Here is a 13,553-nt window from a genome sequence, read left to right on the forward strand (position 1 = left end):
ATCTTCCGTGTCACCCCAACGACTCGGAAGGCCCGATCCCGATGACCGCCAGCGCTGTTGTCTCCACCCCCGCCGGCTCGCTGAGAATCCGTCAGCTGGCGGCCCCCGCCCTGCTCGGCGGGTACGGGCTGATCCGCCTGGTCCCCGGCTCCAAGCAGCCCGGCCTGGGCTGGACCACCGGCCACCTCGCGCTGCTCGCCGCACTCCTGCTCTTCGGCGAGATCTTCCACCAGCTCTACCGGCTCACCCGCGAACGCGGACGCGTCGCGGCGCTACTCGGCTACGGCACCGCCCTGGTCGGCCTCTGCTGCTCCCTCGGCCAGGTGGTCATCGACCTCTACGCCAGCCTCGCCACCAGTACCAGGGCCGAGCAGAACCACCTGTTCGAGCAGATCCAGAGCCACCCCGGCGTCCTCCCCGCCTTCTACCAGGTCGGCCCGCTGTTCTTCTACGTCGGCCTGCTCGCCCTGCTCACCACCCTGGCCGTCCGCCGCCGCCTCCCCTGGTGGACCCCCGTCACCGTCCTCGCCGCCACCGTCCTGATGGCCGCCTCCCTCGACCTGATGACCGTGGGAGCCGCCCTCTACGCCCTCGCCCTGCTCCCCCTGTCCCGCCCCGCCCGTTGACCCACGCCTCAGAGCTCCAGCAGGGCGGTGAGCGAGTGGATCTCCTCGATTCCCTCGGCCGCCGCGCGCTCGGAGTTCCGGCCGGGACCGCGGCGGTTCAGCCAGCGGGTCTGCAGGCCGGCGTCGCGGGCACCGAGGGCGTCCTGCAGGAAGTGGTCGCCGACGTGCAGGACAGCCGCCGGGTCGACGTCCCGAAGTCCCAGAGGGTGTCGTCGGCGTCGAAGGAGATCCCGGCTATCGGCGGCATGCGGCCGACCCTAGCGAACGCGGCGGGCCGGCGGCGCTCCCTTTCCGAGGGTGCGTCGCCGGCCCATGAGGCTACCGGGGTACTGCGGCCTTGGCTGGTCAGGCGGTGAGGGCCTCCGGCTGCTCACCGCGGTGGACGGGACGGGACCGGCCCAGCGGAACCGATGCTCCCGCGTGGTCGGTATGGTCGTGGTGTTCGAAGTCACGGAACTGGTCCGTGCCGCCGTACGGCTCCAGGTAGGGCCGCCAGCGCGGGTCCTTGATCCCGGTTCCGATGATGCGCCAGGCCAGCCCGCTGGGCGGGGCAGGAGGTCGCTTCATCCGCCACCCGAGCTCGGTCAGGTGGCGGTCGGCCTTCATGTGATTGCAGCGGCGGCAGGCCGCCACCACGTTGTCCCAGCGGTGCTGTCCACCACGACTGCGCGGGATGACGTGGTCGACGCTGGTAGCGGCGGCCCCGCAGTACACGCAACGCCCGTGGTCACGGGCGAACAGAGCGCGGCGGGTGAGCGGTACTGGCCCGCAGAACGGCACCCGGACGAACCGGGTGAGCCGGACCACGGAGGGCGCCGTAACGGCGCTGGTGGCGCTGTGCAGAGTGACACCCGAGTCTTCCAGGCTGACTGCCTTGTGATTGAGGACCAGGATGAGGGCGCGGCGCATCGATACGACGCCGAGTGGCTCGTAGGACGCGTTGAGGACCAGGACATGCGGCACGGATGCCTCCTTGGACGCCTGCGGCGCGTGGCTCGCGCCGGGACGAGCGGATGACCGCGCATCGCTGCGCGATCACCCCCAGTGTCGCCTTACGTGTTTGTACGGCGCCACCACTACCGGGTAACAGGCCGAAGCAGCTTCGTCCCGCACCGGGTCGTACTGATCTCTATGCCCAGACCTGCGGCTTGCCGCACTCGAACGATCGATAGGCTGAGCCCGAACGTGTCGCCCCCATAGGAGGACCCCCAGTGACCGACGTCACCACCAGTGCCCAGCATGCGGCCGGTTGGCTGGACGCCAACTGGCAGGCCTGGGTCGAGGGGGCAGTGCGCATCATTCTCATCGTGGTGCTCGCGCTGGTGCTGCGGGCGGTGGTGCGCAAGCTGATCGACCAGTTCATCCACCGGATGACCCGGGAGGCGGAGAACTCGGACACCGAGACCAGCAGCCGGCTGGGCGGGCTGCTGGTCAACACCGAGCGGCGGCAGCAGCGCTCGGCGGCGATAGGTTCGGTGCTGCGCAGCGTCGCCTCCTTCTCGATCATGGGCACGGCGGCCCTGATGGTGCTCTCGGGCGTCGGCGTGGACCTGGCTCCGCTGCTGGCCAGCGCCGGGGTGGCCGGGGTGGCGATCGGTTTCGGTGCCCGCAACCTGGTCACCGACTTCCTCTCCGGGGTCTTCATGATCATGGAGGACCAGTACGGCGTCGGCGACGAGATCGACATGGGCGTGGCCACCGGCACCGTGCTCGAGGTGGGCCTGCGGGTGACCAAGCTGCGCGGGGCGAACGGCGAGATCTGGTACATCCGCAATGGAGAGGTCAAGCGGATCGCCAACATGAGCCAGGGCTGGTCGACCGCCACCGTGGACGTGCAGGTCGGGTACCGGGAGGACCTGGACCGGGTCAAGGACCTGATCCTGGCGACGGCGGCCGAGCTCGTCAAGGACAGCCCGTGGGACGAGCTGCTCTGGGAGCCGGTGCAGGTACTGGGCGTGGAATCGGTGGCGGCGGACACCGTGGTGCTGCGGATCGAGGCCAGGACCATGCCGGGCCAGGCGGCGCTGCTCACCCGGGAACTGCGGCTGCGGCTGAAGAACGCCTTCGACGCGGCCGGGATCAAGCTGAAGGAGGAGGCCTCGGCGGCCACCCCCAAGCCCACCACCCCGGAGGCGCTGGCACCGTCCGCGCTGGCCGACCCGGCCTCGGCCCGTTCGCTGGCCTCCCGCCCGATCCCGCCGCCCTCGCCGGAGGAGCAGGCGGCCTTCGGCAAGCTGCCCTGACGGGGGGGTGCCCGCTGCCGGAATCGGCGGCTGTCCGGTCCGCTAGTCTCCGTGCGTGAATCTGATACGAGCGGGGTCCGGTGCGCGAGGGCGTCGCGCCGACCGGACGCAGGGCACTGCCAAGGGACCGTCCCGGCTGGGCTGGCTGGACGCCCTGCGGGGGATCGCGGCGCTGGCCGTCGCGCTGCAGCACTTCGACATCACCACCCTGGTCTCCTGGGGCGGCGACGTGCGGCAGAACTTCGACCTCGGCGTGTACGGCGTCATGCTCTTCTTCATCGTCAGCGGCTACATCATCCCGGCCTCGCTGGAGCGCCGGGGTGATGTGCGGGCGTTCTGGGTGGGCCGGGTGTTCCGGATCCATCCGGCGATGATCGTCACCATCGCGGTCTGCGTGCTGGCGCTGCCGGCGAGCAAGCAGGCGGTGGACCTGTTCCAGCACCCGCACGCGCCGATGGCCCTCGCGGCGAACTCGATGATGCTGCAGGACCTGCTCGGGGTGACCAGCGCGCTGCGGGTGATGTGGACACTCACCTACGAGATGATCTTCTACTACCTGGTCAGCGCACTCTTCGTGCTCGGCTGGCACCGGCGCAGCGCCGGGATCGCCACCGGCCTGGCCGGGGTGGCACTGCTGCTCGGCACCTCGATCACCACCATGACCATCTCGGTGAACTCCGGCAGCACCCGGCACCTGGTGCTCGCCGTGCTGGTGGTGGTAGCGACGGCGATGGTCGCGATCCTGACCGGCAGCCGGACGCTGATCCGGACCGGCTCGCTGATGCTGGCGGGGGTCGCGCTGGTGCTGGTGCTGCTCAACGGCCGGGCTCCGGCGTTCGAGACCTTCATGATCTTCGCCACCATGTTCGCCGGCACCGTGGTCTACCGCGGCGAGCAGGGCCAGATCGACCGGGTCCTCGCCTGGCTGGTCTGCGTCTTCGTGGCGGTGGCCGGCTTCCTGGTCGGCTGGCTGTACAACCGGGGCAGCTTCGCCAACCAGACCTGGACCGCCGGCTGGGTGGCCTGGAGTTCCTCGTACGCGCTGGCCTGGGCCTCGTTCGGCCTCTTCATGCTGCTGCGCAAGCGCCGCTTCCCGCGGGTGCTCACCTGGCTGGGCGCGATCAGCTTCTCGGTCTACCTGGTGCACGTGCCGATCCTGATGGCGATGGGCGGCCCGGTGGCCCGGCCCACCTTCACCGCGCCGCTCTCGCAGAAGGTGCTGTGGACGGTCGGCTTCTTCGTCTTCGTGCTGCTGGCCGCCGAGCTGCTCTACCGGCTGGTGGAGATCCCGATGCAGAAGGTCGGCAAGCGGGTGATCAAGGCACTGGACCGGGCCACCGGCGGCGCCGTGAGCCCGGCCGGGATTCCGGCGCAGAGCGCGGCCGGGTCCGAGCCCGAGCCGGTGCCGGTCGGCGCCCCGCAGGGCTAGGGCCTCTCTCAGAGCCGGCCGATCCGAAGCCCCGCACCCTGAAGTCAGGGTGCGGGGCTTCGTCGTATCCCCGACCCGTCGTATCCCCGACCCGTCGTGTCCCCGACCGGTCATCTCCGCGATCCCTCGTACCCGTATCCGCGTCGGATCCATTGACAGCCCAGCGATTGTTAGTAAAGTTTCCAATCGCCAGCCCGCAGTGAACGAGGGTGGCAGTCCCGGCGGCCGACGGAGGAGGATCAGCACGTGAACGACACCACCCGCCCCGCGGCCGCCCCCCGTCCCGGCACCCCCAGTCGCCTGCGTGCCATCAACGACCGCGCCGCCCTCGACCTGCTGCTCGAGCACGGCCCGCTCTCCCGGACCAGGATCGGCGCGCTGACCGGCCTCTCCAAGCCGACCGCCTCCCAGCTGCTGGCCCGCCTGGAGGCCGCCGGGCTGGTGGTCCCGGTCGGCACCACGGCCGGCGGCCCGGGCCCCAACGCCCAGCTGTACGAGGTGAACCCGGCCGCCGGCTACGTCGCCGGACTGGATGTGACGCCCAGTCAGATCCGGTTCGCGGTGGCCGACATCACCGGGCGCACGCTCGCCGAACACCTGCTGCCCACCCCTGGCCGGCAGGCCGCGGGCACCGTGAGCCGGGTCGCCGACGGGCTGGCCGAGACACTGCGCCTGGCGGGCCTGGCCCCCGGCAGCCTGAGCGAGATCACCATCGGCACCCCCGGCGCGCTGGACCCGCAGACCAACAAGCTGCGCTACGCCGCTCACCTGCCCGGCTGGCACACCTCGGGCCTGACCGCCGAGCTGACCGGGGCGCTGGGCGCGCCGGTCGCGATCGAGAACGACGTCAACCTGGCCGCCGTCGCCGAGCAGGCGCTCGGCTCCGCCCAGGGGTGCGAGGACTTCGTGCTGCTCTGGGCCGAGGAGGGCATCGGTGCGGCGATCGTGATCGGCGGCCGGCTGCACCGCGGCTTCACCGGCGGTGCCGGTGAGGTCGGCTACATGCCGGTGCCGGGCGCGCCGGTGGTTCGCAACGTCCGCCGGGAGAACTCCGGCGGGTTCCAGGAACTGGCCGGCGCCAACGCCGTGCTGGCCCTGGCCAAGCAGTACAAGCTGTCCGCGAGGACGGCCGAGGCGGCGATCGCCCGCGCGCTCGAGACCCCGGGCGCGGGCGAGGAGTTCCTGGCGGTGCTGGCCAACCGGCTGGCCACCGGGCTGGCCGCGGTCGTCGCCGTGATCGACCCCGAACTCGTCGTGCTCTCCGGCGGGATCCCCACCGCCGGCGGCGAGCGGCTGCGCGAGCTCGTCCAGGACGAGCTCACCGGTCTGGCCGTCCCGCGGCCCAAGCTGCTGAGCAGTACCGTGCAGGGCTCCCCGGTCCTGCACGGCGCCCTGCAGCGGGCCCTCGCCGCCGCACGGGAGAGGGCCTTCACCACCGCCTGAGCCGCAGCCGCCGACCTGCATCACCATGCTCCGTCACCACGCACTGCCTCCCCCAACCCCCGCCGGGCCGTCGGGCGATGCCGCCTGCCCCCGTACCCCCTGGAGGACCCGTGTCCAACCCCCGCAGCCCGCGCGGCCGCCGCCCGGTCGCCGCGCTCGCCCTGAGCGCCGCCGTCGCCCTGCTGGCCGGCGCCTGCACCGGCAGCAACTCCACCGGCAACAACGACGCCTCGGCCGCCGGCAAGGACGTCACCCTCACCTTCTGGCACGGGTGGAGCCAGGACAACGAGACCAAGGCGATCGACGACAACATCGCCGCCTTCGAGAAGGCGCACCCGAACATCCACGTCAAGGTGGTCGCCAACATCACCGACGACAAGATCGACCAGGCGCTGCGGGCCGGCGGCCCGGACGCGCCGGACGTGGTGTCCTCCTTCAGCACCGACAACGTCGGCAAGTTCTGCAGTTCCAAGGCCTGGATCGACCTCAACCCGATGCTCCAGCGGGACCACATCGACCCGGCCTCGACCTTCCCCGCCTCGATGCTCAAGTACAGCCAGTTCCAGGGCGACCAGTGCTCACTGCCGCTGCTCGGCGACGCCTTCGGCCTGTACTACAACAAGAAGGCCTTCGCCGCCGCCGGCATCACCCAACCGCCGAAGACGCTCAGCGAGTTCGACGCCGACGCGGTCAAGCTGACCGTTGCCAACGGGGACAGCTACCAGCAGCTCGGGTTCATGCCGGACTACCACGGCTACGAGTCGGCCCCCGCGCACTACCTCGGCCAGTGGGGTTCGAGCTACTTCGGCGCCGACGGCAAGTCGGACCTGGCCGCCGACCCGACCGTGGCCGACATGCTGAACTGGCAGAAGAACCTGGTGAACAAGCTGGGCGGCTTCGACAAGCTGGAGAAGTTCCGCACCTCCTTCGGTGACGAGTTCAGCGCCAAGAACCCGTTCGAGACCGGCCAGGTGGCGATGGCCATCGACGGCGAGTGGCGCACCGCCTCGCTGAAGGCCGACAACCCCGGCATCGACTGGGCCACCGCCCCCTTCCCGGTGCCGGACGCACTGGCTTCCACCTACGGGCGCGGCTACCAGACCGGCACCATCGTCGGCATCGCCCGCAGCAGCCAGAAGCAGGCCGCCGCCTGGGAGTTGGTGAAGTACCTGGCCACCGACACGGACGCGGTGGTGAGCTTCGCCAACGCCATCCACAACGTGCCGAGCACCAATGCCGCGCTCAACTCCCCCAAGCTGGAAGCCGATCCGAACTTCAAGGTGTTCCTGGACATCGCCCGGAACCCCAACACCTCCACCACTCCGCCGAGCATCAACGGCGGTGCCTACCAGGTGAGTCTGCAGAACTTCGCCTACGACGTGGAGGCCGGCAAGCAGAGCGACCTGAAGGCGGGCCTGGCGGCCACCGACAAGGAGATCGACGCCGCCGTGGACCAGGCCAAGTGAGCAGCACCATCGCCGTTGCGCCGGCCCTTCGCCGCAAGCGCCGCCGGCAGACCCTGCGCACGCTGGCCTTCCTCTCCCCCTGGCTGATCGGCTTCGGCGTCTTCTTCGCCTACCCGCTGGTCTCCACCGTGTACTTCTCCTTCATGAAGTACGACGGCTTCAGCGCCCCCGTCTTCACCGGCCTGAAGAACTGGAACTACGTCTTCAACCACTACCCGTTCTTCTGGCAGGGCCTGCGCAACACGCTCTGGCTGGTGCTGGTGATGGTCAGCCTGCGGGTGCTCTTCGGGCTCGGCATCGGGATGCTGATCACCAAGGTGAAGACCGGCGCCGGCTTCTTCCGCACCGCCTTCTACCTGCCCTACCTGGCCCCGCCGGTGGCGGCCACCACGGCCTTCGCCTTCCTGCTCAACCCGGGCACCGGGCCGGTCAACCACCTGCTCGGCTCACTCGGCCTGCCGCAGCCCGGCTGGTTCAACGACCCCGACTGGTCGAAGCCGGCGCTGAGCCTGCTGGCGCTGTGGGGCATCGGCGACCTGATGGTGATCTTCATGGCGGCGCTGCTGGACGTGCCGCGCGAGCAGTACGAGGCGGCCGAGCTGGACGGCGCCCGGGCCTGGCACAAGTTCCGCTACGTGACCTACCCGAACATCTCGCCGATCGTGATGTTCGCGGTGGTCACCGGGGTGATCCAGACCATGCAGTACTACACCCAGGCGATGGTGGCCGGGAAGGTCGCCAGCGGCGTGATCGGCGGCTCCGGGCAGCAGTTCGAGCCCGGCTACCCGCACGGCTCCACCTGGACCCTGCCGCAGATGGTCTACAGCCTGGGCTTCCAGCGCTTCGACACCGGCTCGGCCTGCGTGGTGGCCCTGGTTCTCTTCGGCCTCTCGATGGCCTTCACCAGTCTGCTGCTGCGCCGCCGGGCCGGCTTCGTGACGAGCGAGGACTGACCGAATGACCGCAATCACGCTGAGCGCCAAGCCCACCGCCACCGTGGGCCTGGCGGTGGCCCGCCGCCGCGCCGCACTGCACTGGGTGGCCGTGCACTCGATGGCCGTGGCCGCCGCGCTCTTCTTCCTGCTGCCCTTCGTCTTCGTCTTCCTCACCTCGGTGATGACGGACCGTCAGGCACTGACCTCGGACCTGTGGCCGCAGCACTGGCAGTGGTCCAACTACGCCAAGGTCTGGAACACCCCGGGCTTCCTGGTCTGGTGGCGCAACACCCTGCTGTACGCGGGCCTGGGCACCGCGCTGACCGTGGTCTCCAGCGTGCCGGTCGCCTACGCACTGGCCCGGTTCCGGTTCCGCGGCCGCAACCTGGCGCTGATGGCCGTGGTCTCGATGATGATGCTGCCGCCGCAGGTGACTGTGGTCCCGATGTACCTGTTCTGGGCCAAGCAGCTCCATCTGAGCGGCTCGCTCTGGCCGTTGATCATCCCGATGGCCTGCGGTGACGCCTTCACCATCTTCCTGCTGCGGCAGTTCCTGCTGACCATCCCCAAGGAGTACGTGGAGGCCGCCCGGGTGGACGGCTGCGGGGAGCTGCGCACCCTGCTGCGGGTGATCCTGCCGATGGCCAGGCCCGCCGTCGCGGCGGTCGCGCTCTTCCAGTTCTTCTACTGCTGGAACGACTACTTCGGGCCGCAGATCTACGCCAGCGAGAACGAGGGCGCCTGGACCCTCTCCTACGGACTGGAGTCCTTCAAGGGCGCCCACCACACCAACTGGAACCTCACCATGGCAGCAACCCTCCTGGTCATGGCACCCGTCATCGTTCTCTTCTTCTTCGCGCAAAAGGCCTTCATCGAAGGCGTCACACTGACAGGGGTCAAGGGCTGATGTCTCTCAAACTCGCCATCGTCGGCGGCGGATCCACCTACACTCCCGAACTGATCGACGGCTTCGCCCGGTTGCGCGACAGCCTGCCGATCGGGGAGCTGGTGCTGATCGACCCGGCCGCCGAACGGCTGGAGCTGATCGGCGGCCTGGCCCGGCGGATCTTCGCCAAGCAGGGCCACCCCGCCACCGTCTCCACCACCACCGACCTGGACGCGGGGGTGGCCGACGTGGACGCCGTCCTGCTGCAGCTGCGGGTCGGCGGGCAGGCGGCCCGCAACGAGGACGAGACCTGGCCGCTGGAGTGCGGCTGCGTCGGCCAGGAGACCACCGGCGCGGGCGGGTTGGCGAAGGCGCTGCGCACCGTGCCGGTGGTGCTGGAGATCGCCGAGCGGGTCCGCCGGGCCAACCCGGACGCCTGGATCGTGGACTTCACCAACCCGGTGGGCATCGTCACCCGGGCCCTGCAGACCGCCGGACACAAGGCGGTCGGGCTCTGCAACGTGGCCATCGGCTTCCAGCGCAAGTTCGCCCAGCACCTCGGTGTGGCACCGGAGTTGATCCGGCTCGACCATGTCGGGCTGAACCACCTGACCTGGGAGCGCGGGGTCACCCTGCTCGACGCGCCCGGGGGCATGACCGGGCGCGAGGTCCTGCCGGAACTGCTGGCCGGCTTCGGCAAGGAGATCGCCGAGGACCTGCACCTGCCGCTGCCGGTGATCCGGCACCTGGGCGTGGTGCCCTCCTACTACCTGCGCTACTTCTACCAGCACGACGTGGTGGTCGCCGAGTTGCGCGAACAGGGCTCGCGGGCCGCCCAGGTGGCGGCGATCGAGCAGGAGCTGCTGGCGCTGTACGCCGACCCCACCCTGGACACCAAGCCCGAACTGCTGGGCAAGCGCGGCGGTGCCTTCTACTCGGAGGCCGCGGTGCAGCTGATCGCGGCGCTGCTGGGAACGGCCGGCGAGTCCGACATCCAGGTGGTCAACACCCGCAACGGCGGTGTGCTGCCCTTCCTGCCGGACGACGCGGTGATCGAGGTCCCGGCCGTGGTGGACGCGAACGGGGTGCGGCCACTGCCGCAGCGCCCGGTCGAGCCGCTCTACGCGGGCCTGATCGCCAACGTCACCGCATACGAGCACCTCGCCCTGGAGGCCGCGCTCAAGGGCGGCCGGGGACGGGTCTTCGACGCGCTGCTCGCGCACCCGCTGGTCGGCCAGATCGAGCTGGCCGACCAGCTCACCGACCGACTGCTGGACCACAACCGCGGGCACCTGCCCTGGGCCTGACACCAGGTTGGACCCGCTGGTCCGGTCCGACCGATCCTGCCGGGCAGCCGCCCGGGCGACGCCCGCTCTTCGGGGCCGCCGTCGACAGGATCGGCCGAACCGGCCCCACCACCCCGGCCGGACGACCGGGGTCCGCACGAAGCCGGGGCCCCCGGCAAGGAGAGAAATGGACCTCCAGCCGCCGCACCTGGCCGGCGTGCTCGCCATCGACGCGGGCAACAGCAAGACCGACGTCGCCCTCGTCGCCGCCGACGGCACGCTGCTCGGCACTGCCCGAGGCGGCGGCTTCGCGCCGCACCTGCTCGGGCCCGAGGCGGCGGTCGCGGGCCTGGCCCCGCTGGTCGCGGCGGCGGCGGCGCAGGCCGGGCTGCCGACCGAGGGTCTGCTCGGCGAGGGGCTGCTGTCGGGGGGCGAGAGTGGGGTGGCCGAGGGCGGGGTGGCTGCGGCCGCAGCGGAAAGCCGCTCCCTCGGACGCCCGCTGGTCAGCCATGTGCACGCGTGCCTGGCCAACGCCGACCTGCCGGTGGAGGAGCAGGCGCTCGCCGACGCCCTGCTGGCCCGGCACTGGGGCGCCTCGGTCGCCGTCGCCAACGACACCTTCGGCCTGCTCCGGGCCGGCACCGACACCCCGTTGGGCGTGGCCGTGGTCTGCGGCGCTGGGATCAACTGCGCCGGCCTGCTCCCGGACGGGCGCACCGCCCGGTTCCCGGCGCTCGGCCAGCTGACCGGCGACTGGGGCGGTGGCGGCGGACTGGCCATCGAGGCCATGTGGCACGCCACCCGGGCCGAGGACGGCCGCGGCGAGCCGACCGCCCTCGCCCCCGCCATCGCCGGGCACTTCGGGTTGCCCAGCGCCGTCGCCGTCGCCGAGACGGTCCACCTCGGCGAGATCGGATCCGAGCGGCTGCACGAGATCGTGCCGCTGATCTTCGCCTGCGCCGAGGCCGGGGACCCGGCGGCGCTCACCCTGATCGACCGTCAGGCAGCCGAGATCGTCGCCCTCGCCCGGGTCGCGCTCGGCCGCCTGGACCGGCTGGACGCCGCCACCCCACTGGTCCTCGGCGGCGGCGTGCTGGCCACCGGCCACCCGTTGCTGCTCGACAACCTCTACGCCCGACTGCGCACCGCCGCCCCGCTCGCCGAACCGCGGATCGTCACCGCTCCCCCCGTGCTCGGCGCAGCCCTGCTCGGTCTGGACCGGCTCGGCACCGGAGCCGACCCGCAGCGCCGACTGCGCGCGGCGTACGGGAGTGTGGGGATGGCGGCCTGACGGATCGTCGGATCTGGGTCCACTGGCCGAAAACCCCTAGGCGGCGGCGACCACTGGGGCTGCTACCTCCTCCTCCCGGACCGCGAGGGTGCGGACCGACCGGCTGGTCAGCGCCGCGCAGGTGGCCAGCAGGATCAGGGCGCCGGCCGCGAGCAGGGTGGCGTGGGTGCCGAAGCGGCGGGCCAGCGGCCCGATCGTCATCTCGCCCAGCGGTAGCGCGAGGAAGGAGCCGAGGGCGTCGAAGGAGTACACCCGGGCCAGCCGGTCCGCCGGGATGTTCTGCTGCAGCGACAGGTCCCAGGCCACGCCGAAGAACTCGATCGCGAAACCGGCCGCGAACATCGCAGCGGCCAGCACCACCGCACCCGGCCGCTGGGCGAGGGCCAGCACCGGGACGGCGTAGACCAGCACCGCTCCGACGCCGACCAGCAGCGCCCGGCGGATCCGCAGCCGGGCCACGAAGAACCCGGCCAGCACCGCGCCCGCCATCTGCGAGGCGAGGACGATGCCCCAGGCGGTGCGGCCGATGGTGGCGTTGGCGATCCCCGGACCGATCACCGAGACCGCGCCGGACTCCGCCGCGTTGACCAGCATGAACTGCAGCACCACCACCCAGACCCAGGTCCGAGAGCGGAACTCCCGCCAACCCTCCCGCAGTTCGGCGAGCGGGTGGGAGGCCGCCGCGTTCTCCTCCGCCTTCTCCCCCGCCGTCTCCCCCGCCGTCTCCTCTGCCGTCTCCCCCGCCGTCTCCTCCGATATCGGACCGGCCGTCGGCAGCCGAACCGCGAAGTAGCTGCCGGCCGCCGCCAGCAGCACCATCGCGTCCACGCCCAGCGCCCAGCCGGGGCCGACCGCCGCCGCCAGCAGACCACCGAGCGAACTGCCCGCGATGATCCCCAGGTTGACGCCCATCCTGGCCAGCGCATTGGACGGGCGCAGCTCGTCGGCCGGCACCGTCTGCGGCAGCAGCGCGGCCGCCGCAGGCAGTGAGAGCGCCGCGAGCACGCCGTTGACCAGGCTGAGCCCGAGCAGCAGCGGCAGCGAGGCGAAGTGCAGCAGCACGCTCACCGCCAACACGCCCTGCACCAGCGCGGATCCGAACGCCGTCCCCTGCAGGATCACGGCTCGCCGCACCCGGTCGGCCAGCACCCCGCCGAACAGCAGCGCGGCCACGTTGGCCAGCGAACGCGCGCCGACCACCAGACCGAGATCGGTCAGCGAGCCGGTGAGGTCCAGTACCGCGAAGGAGAGCGCCACGGGGGCCATCGAGTTGGCGAGCACCGCGCAGGCGCGGCCGGTGGCCAGGTAGCGGAACGGGCGGTGGCGCAGCGGGGCCAGGGTCTGGTTCTTCACGCCTCGTCCTTCTGTGTCTGCGGCCGCTCCATCTCGAAGAGCACCACGGTCGCGGCCACCCGGACCGTGCCCGGCGTGTGCGGGCGCTGCGCCGCGTCGTGCAGCAGCATCCCCAACTCGCCTGCCTTGTCGATCGCCTGGTTCCACACCTGTGGGTCCACCCAGAGTTCGGCGTCGGACATCGCCCCGCGCGCGCCGACCAGCCGCTGCGCGGTGCGCCGCCGCAGCTCCTCCGCCAGCGCGGCGGCCAGCAGTTGGTGCTCTTCGGTGGTCCGGGCCGAGACCCGGTTGCCGCTCTCCGGGTCGTGCCGGTACCGCTTGGCCTTCCCCCCTCTCACCTCGACCTCCTCCACCAGGTCCAGCAGCCCGACGGCATGCAACCGCCGCAGGTGGTAGCTGACGTTGGCCTGGGTCTCGCCGAGCTCGCGGGCGGCTTCGGCGGCGCTCATCGCCTGGTTGGTGAGCAGCGAGAGCAGGCGCAGCCGCAACGGGTGGGCGAGCGCGCGCAGTTCTTCGGTGGGCATGGCAGCAGGATGCGGGCGGCGCACCGGGACCGTCAAACGATTATTTGGAGGTACGGGTCGGCCTGCTCGCG

13 protein-coding genes are annotated in these 13,553 nt (G+C 71.3%); 10 read left to right on the top strand and 3 right to left on the bottom strand.

Annotated features, from left to right (window positions below):
* Positions 1 to 41 precede the first annotated feature (41 nt).
* Both BR98_RS10750 and BR98_RS10755 read left to right on the top strand, forming a co-directional pair.
* A complete protein-coding gene (locus tag BR98_RS10750; protein WP_051969547.1) occupies positions 42 to 626 on the top strand; it encodes a hypothetical protein in 585 nt (194 codons plus the stop codon).
* Positions 627 to 661: 35 nt separating this feature from the next.
* Positions 662 to 982 carry a hypothetical protein gene (locus tag BR98_RS10755; RefSeq protein WP_035842091.1) on the top strand — a complete coding sequence of 107 codons (321 nt, stop codon included), beginning with the start codon at positions 662 to 664 and terminating at the stop codon, positions 980 to 982.
* Here the strand turns inward: BR98_RS10755 and BR98_RS10760 are convergent.
* Positions 972 to 1,589, bottom strand: a complete 618-nt coding sequence (locus tag BR98_RS10760; protein ID WP_035842094.1) for an HNH endonuclease — start codon at positions 1,587 to 1,589, stop codon at positions 972 to 974. The genes BR98_RS10755 and BR98_RS10760 overlap by 11 nt on opposite strands.
* 248 nt (positions 1,590 to 1,837) lie before the next feature.
* Between BR98_RS10760 and BR98_RS10765 the strand changes: the two genes are divergently transcribed.
* The 8 genes from BR98_RS10765 (at position 1,838) to BR98_RS10800 (ending at position 11,605) form a co-directional block, all read left to right on the top strand.
* Positions 1,838 to 2,869: a mechanosensitive ion channel family protein gene (locus tag BR98_RS10765; protein WP_232247318.1), complete on the top strand. Its 1,032-nt coding sequence runs from the start codon at positions 1,838 to 1,840 to the stop codon at positions 2,867 to 2,869.
* A gap of 55 nt (positions 2,870 to 2,924) precedes the next feature.
* Positions 2,925 to 4,298: an acyltransferase family protein gene (locus BR98_RS10770; RefSeq protein WP_051969549.1), complete on the top strand. Its 1,374-nt coding sequence runs from the start codon at positions 2,925 to 2,927 to the stop codon at positions 4,296 to 4,298.
* Between the two features lie 246 nt (positions 4,299 to 4,544).
* Complete coding sequence (locus BR98_RS10775; protein ID WP_051969550.1) at positions 4,545 to 5,741, top strand: ROK family transcriptional regulator; 1,197 nt, start codon at positions 4,545 to 4,547, stop codon at positions 5,739 to 5,741.
* Positions 5,742 to 5,818: 77 nt separating this feature from the next.
* Positions 5,819 to 7,207 (top strand): ABC transporter substrate-binding protein, encoded by a 1,389-nt coding sequence (locus BR98_RS10780; RefSeq protein ID WP_083976254.1) that lies wholly within the window; start codon positions 5,819 to 5,821, stop codon positions 7,205 to 7,207.
* Positions 7,204 to 8,160, top strand: coding sequence for a carbohydrate ABC transporter permease (locus BR98_RS10785; RefSeq protein ID WP_035842098.1), 957 nt, complete (start codon positions 7,204 to 7,206; stop codon positions 8,158 to 8,160). Before BR98_RS10780 ends, BR98_RS10785 begins: the two co-directional genes overlap by 4 nt.
* Before the next feature lie 4 nt (positions 8,161 to 8,164).
* A complete protein-coding gene (locus BR98_RS10790; protein WP_035842101.1) occupies positions 8,165 to 9,049 on the top strand; it encodes a carbohydrate ABC transporter permease in 885 nt (294 codons plus the stop codon).
* On the top strand, positions 9,049 to 10,335 hold the full coding sequence (locus BR98_RS10795; protein ID WP_035842104.1) for a 6-phospho-beta-glucosidase: 1,287 nt from the start codon (positions 9,049 to 9,051) through the stop codon (positions 10,333 to 10,335). The genes BR98_RS10790 and BR98_RS10795 overlap by 1 nt, the downstream gene beginning before the upstream one ends.
* 166 nt (positions 10,336 to 10,501) lie before the next feature.
* Positions 10,502 to 11,605, top strand: coding sequence for an N-acetylglucosamine kinase (locus BR98_RS10800; protein ID WP_035842107.1), 1,104 nt, complete (start codon positions 10,502 to 10,504; stop codon positions 11,603 to 11,605).
* A 36-nt stretch (positions 11,606 to 11,641) separates the two neighbouring features.
* Here the strand turns inward: BR98_RS10800 and BR98_RS10805 are convergent, their stop codons facing one another.
* Both BR98_RS10805 and BR98_RS10810 read right to left on the bottom strand, forming a co-directional pair.
* Complete coding sequence (locus BR98_RS10805; protein ID WP_051969551.1) at positions 11,642 to 12,958, bottom strand: MFS transporter; 1,317 nt, start codon at positions 12,956 to 12,958, stop codon at positions 11,642 to 11,644.
* Positions 12,955 to 13,482: a winged helix-turn-helix domain-containing protein gene (locus BR98_RS10810; protein ID WP_035842110.1), complete on the bottom strand. Its 528-nt coding sequence runs from the start codon at positions 13,480 to 13,482 to the stop codon at positions 12,955 to 12,957. Before BR98_RS10810 ends, BR98_RS10805 begins: the two co-directional genes overlap by 4 nt.
* Positions 13,483 to 13,553: the final 71 nt, after the last annotated feature.

The sequence above is a fragment of the Kitasatospora azatica KCTC 9699 genome, from assembly GCF_000744785.1.
Classification (GTDB): Bacteria; Actinomycetota; Actinomycetes; order Streptomycetales; family Streptomycetaceae; genus Kitasatospora; species Kitasatospora azatica.

Excerpts from the sequence above, each read along its gene's own strand:
- BR98_RS10800 (WP_035842107.1), top strand. The coding sequence starts at position 10,502 with ATGGACCTCCAGCCGCCGCACCTGGCCGGCGTGCTCGCCATCGACGCG.
- BR98_RS10750 (WP_051969547.1), top strand. The coding sequence starts at position 42 with ATGACCGCCAGCGCTGTTGTCTCCACCCCCGCCGGCTCGCTGAGAATC.
- BR98_RS10795 (WP_035842104.1), top strand. The coding sequence starts at position 9,049 with ATGTCTCTCAAACTCGCCATCGTCGGCGGCGGATCCACCTACACTCCC.
- BR98_RS10790 (WP_035842101.1), top strand. The coding sequence starts at position 8,165 with ATGACCGCAATCACGCTGAGCGCCAAGCCCACCGCCACCGTGGGCCTG.
- BR98_RS10780 (WP_083976254.1), top strand. The coding sequence starts at position 5,819 with ATGCCGCCTGCCCCCGTACCCCCTGGAGGACCCGTGTCCAACCCCCGC.
- BR98_RS10810 (WP_035842110.1), bottom strand. The coding sequence starts at position 13,482 with ATGCCCACCGAAGAACTGCGCGCGCTCGCCCACCCGTTGCGGCTGCGC.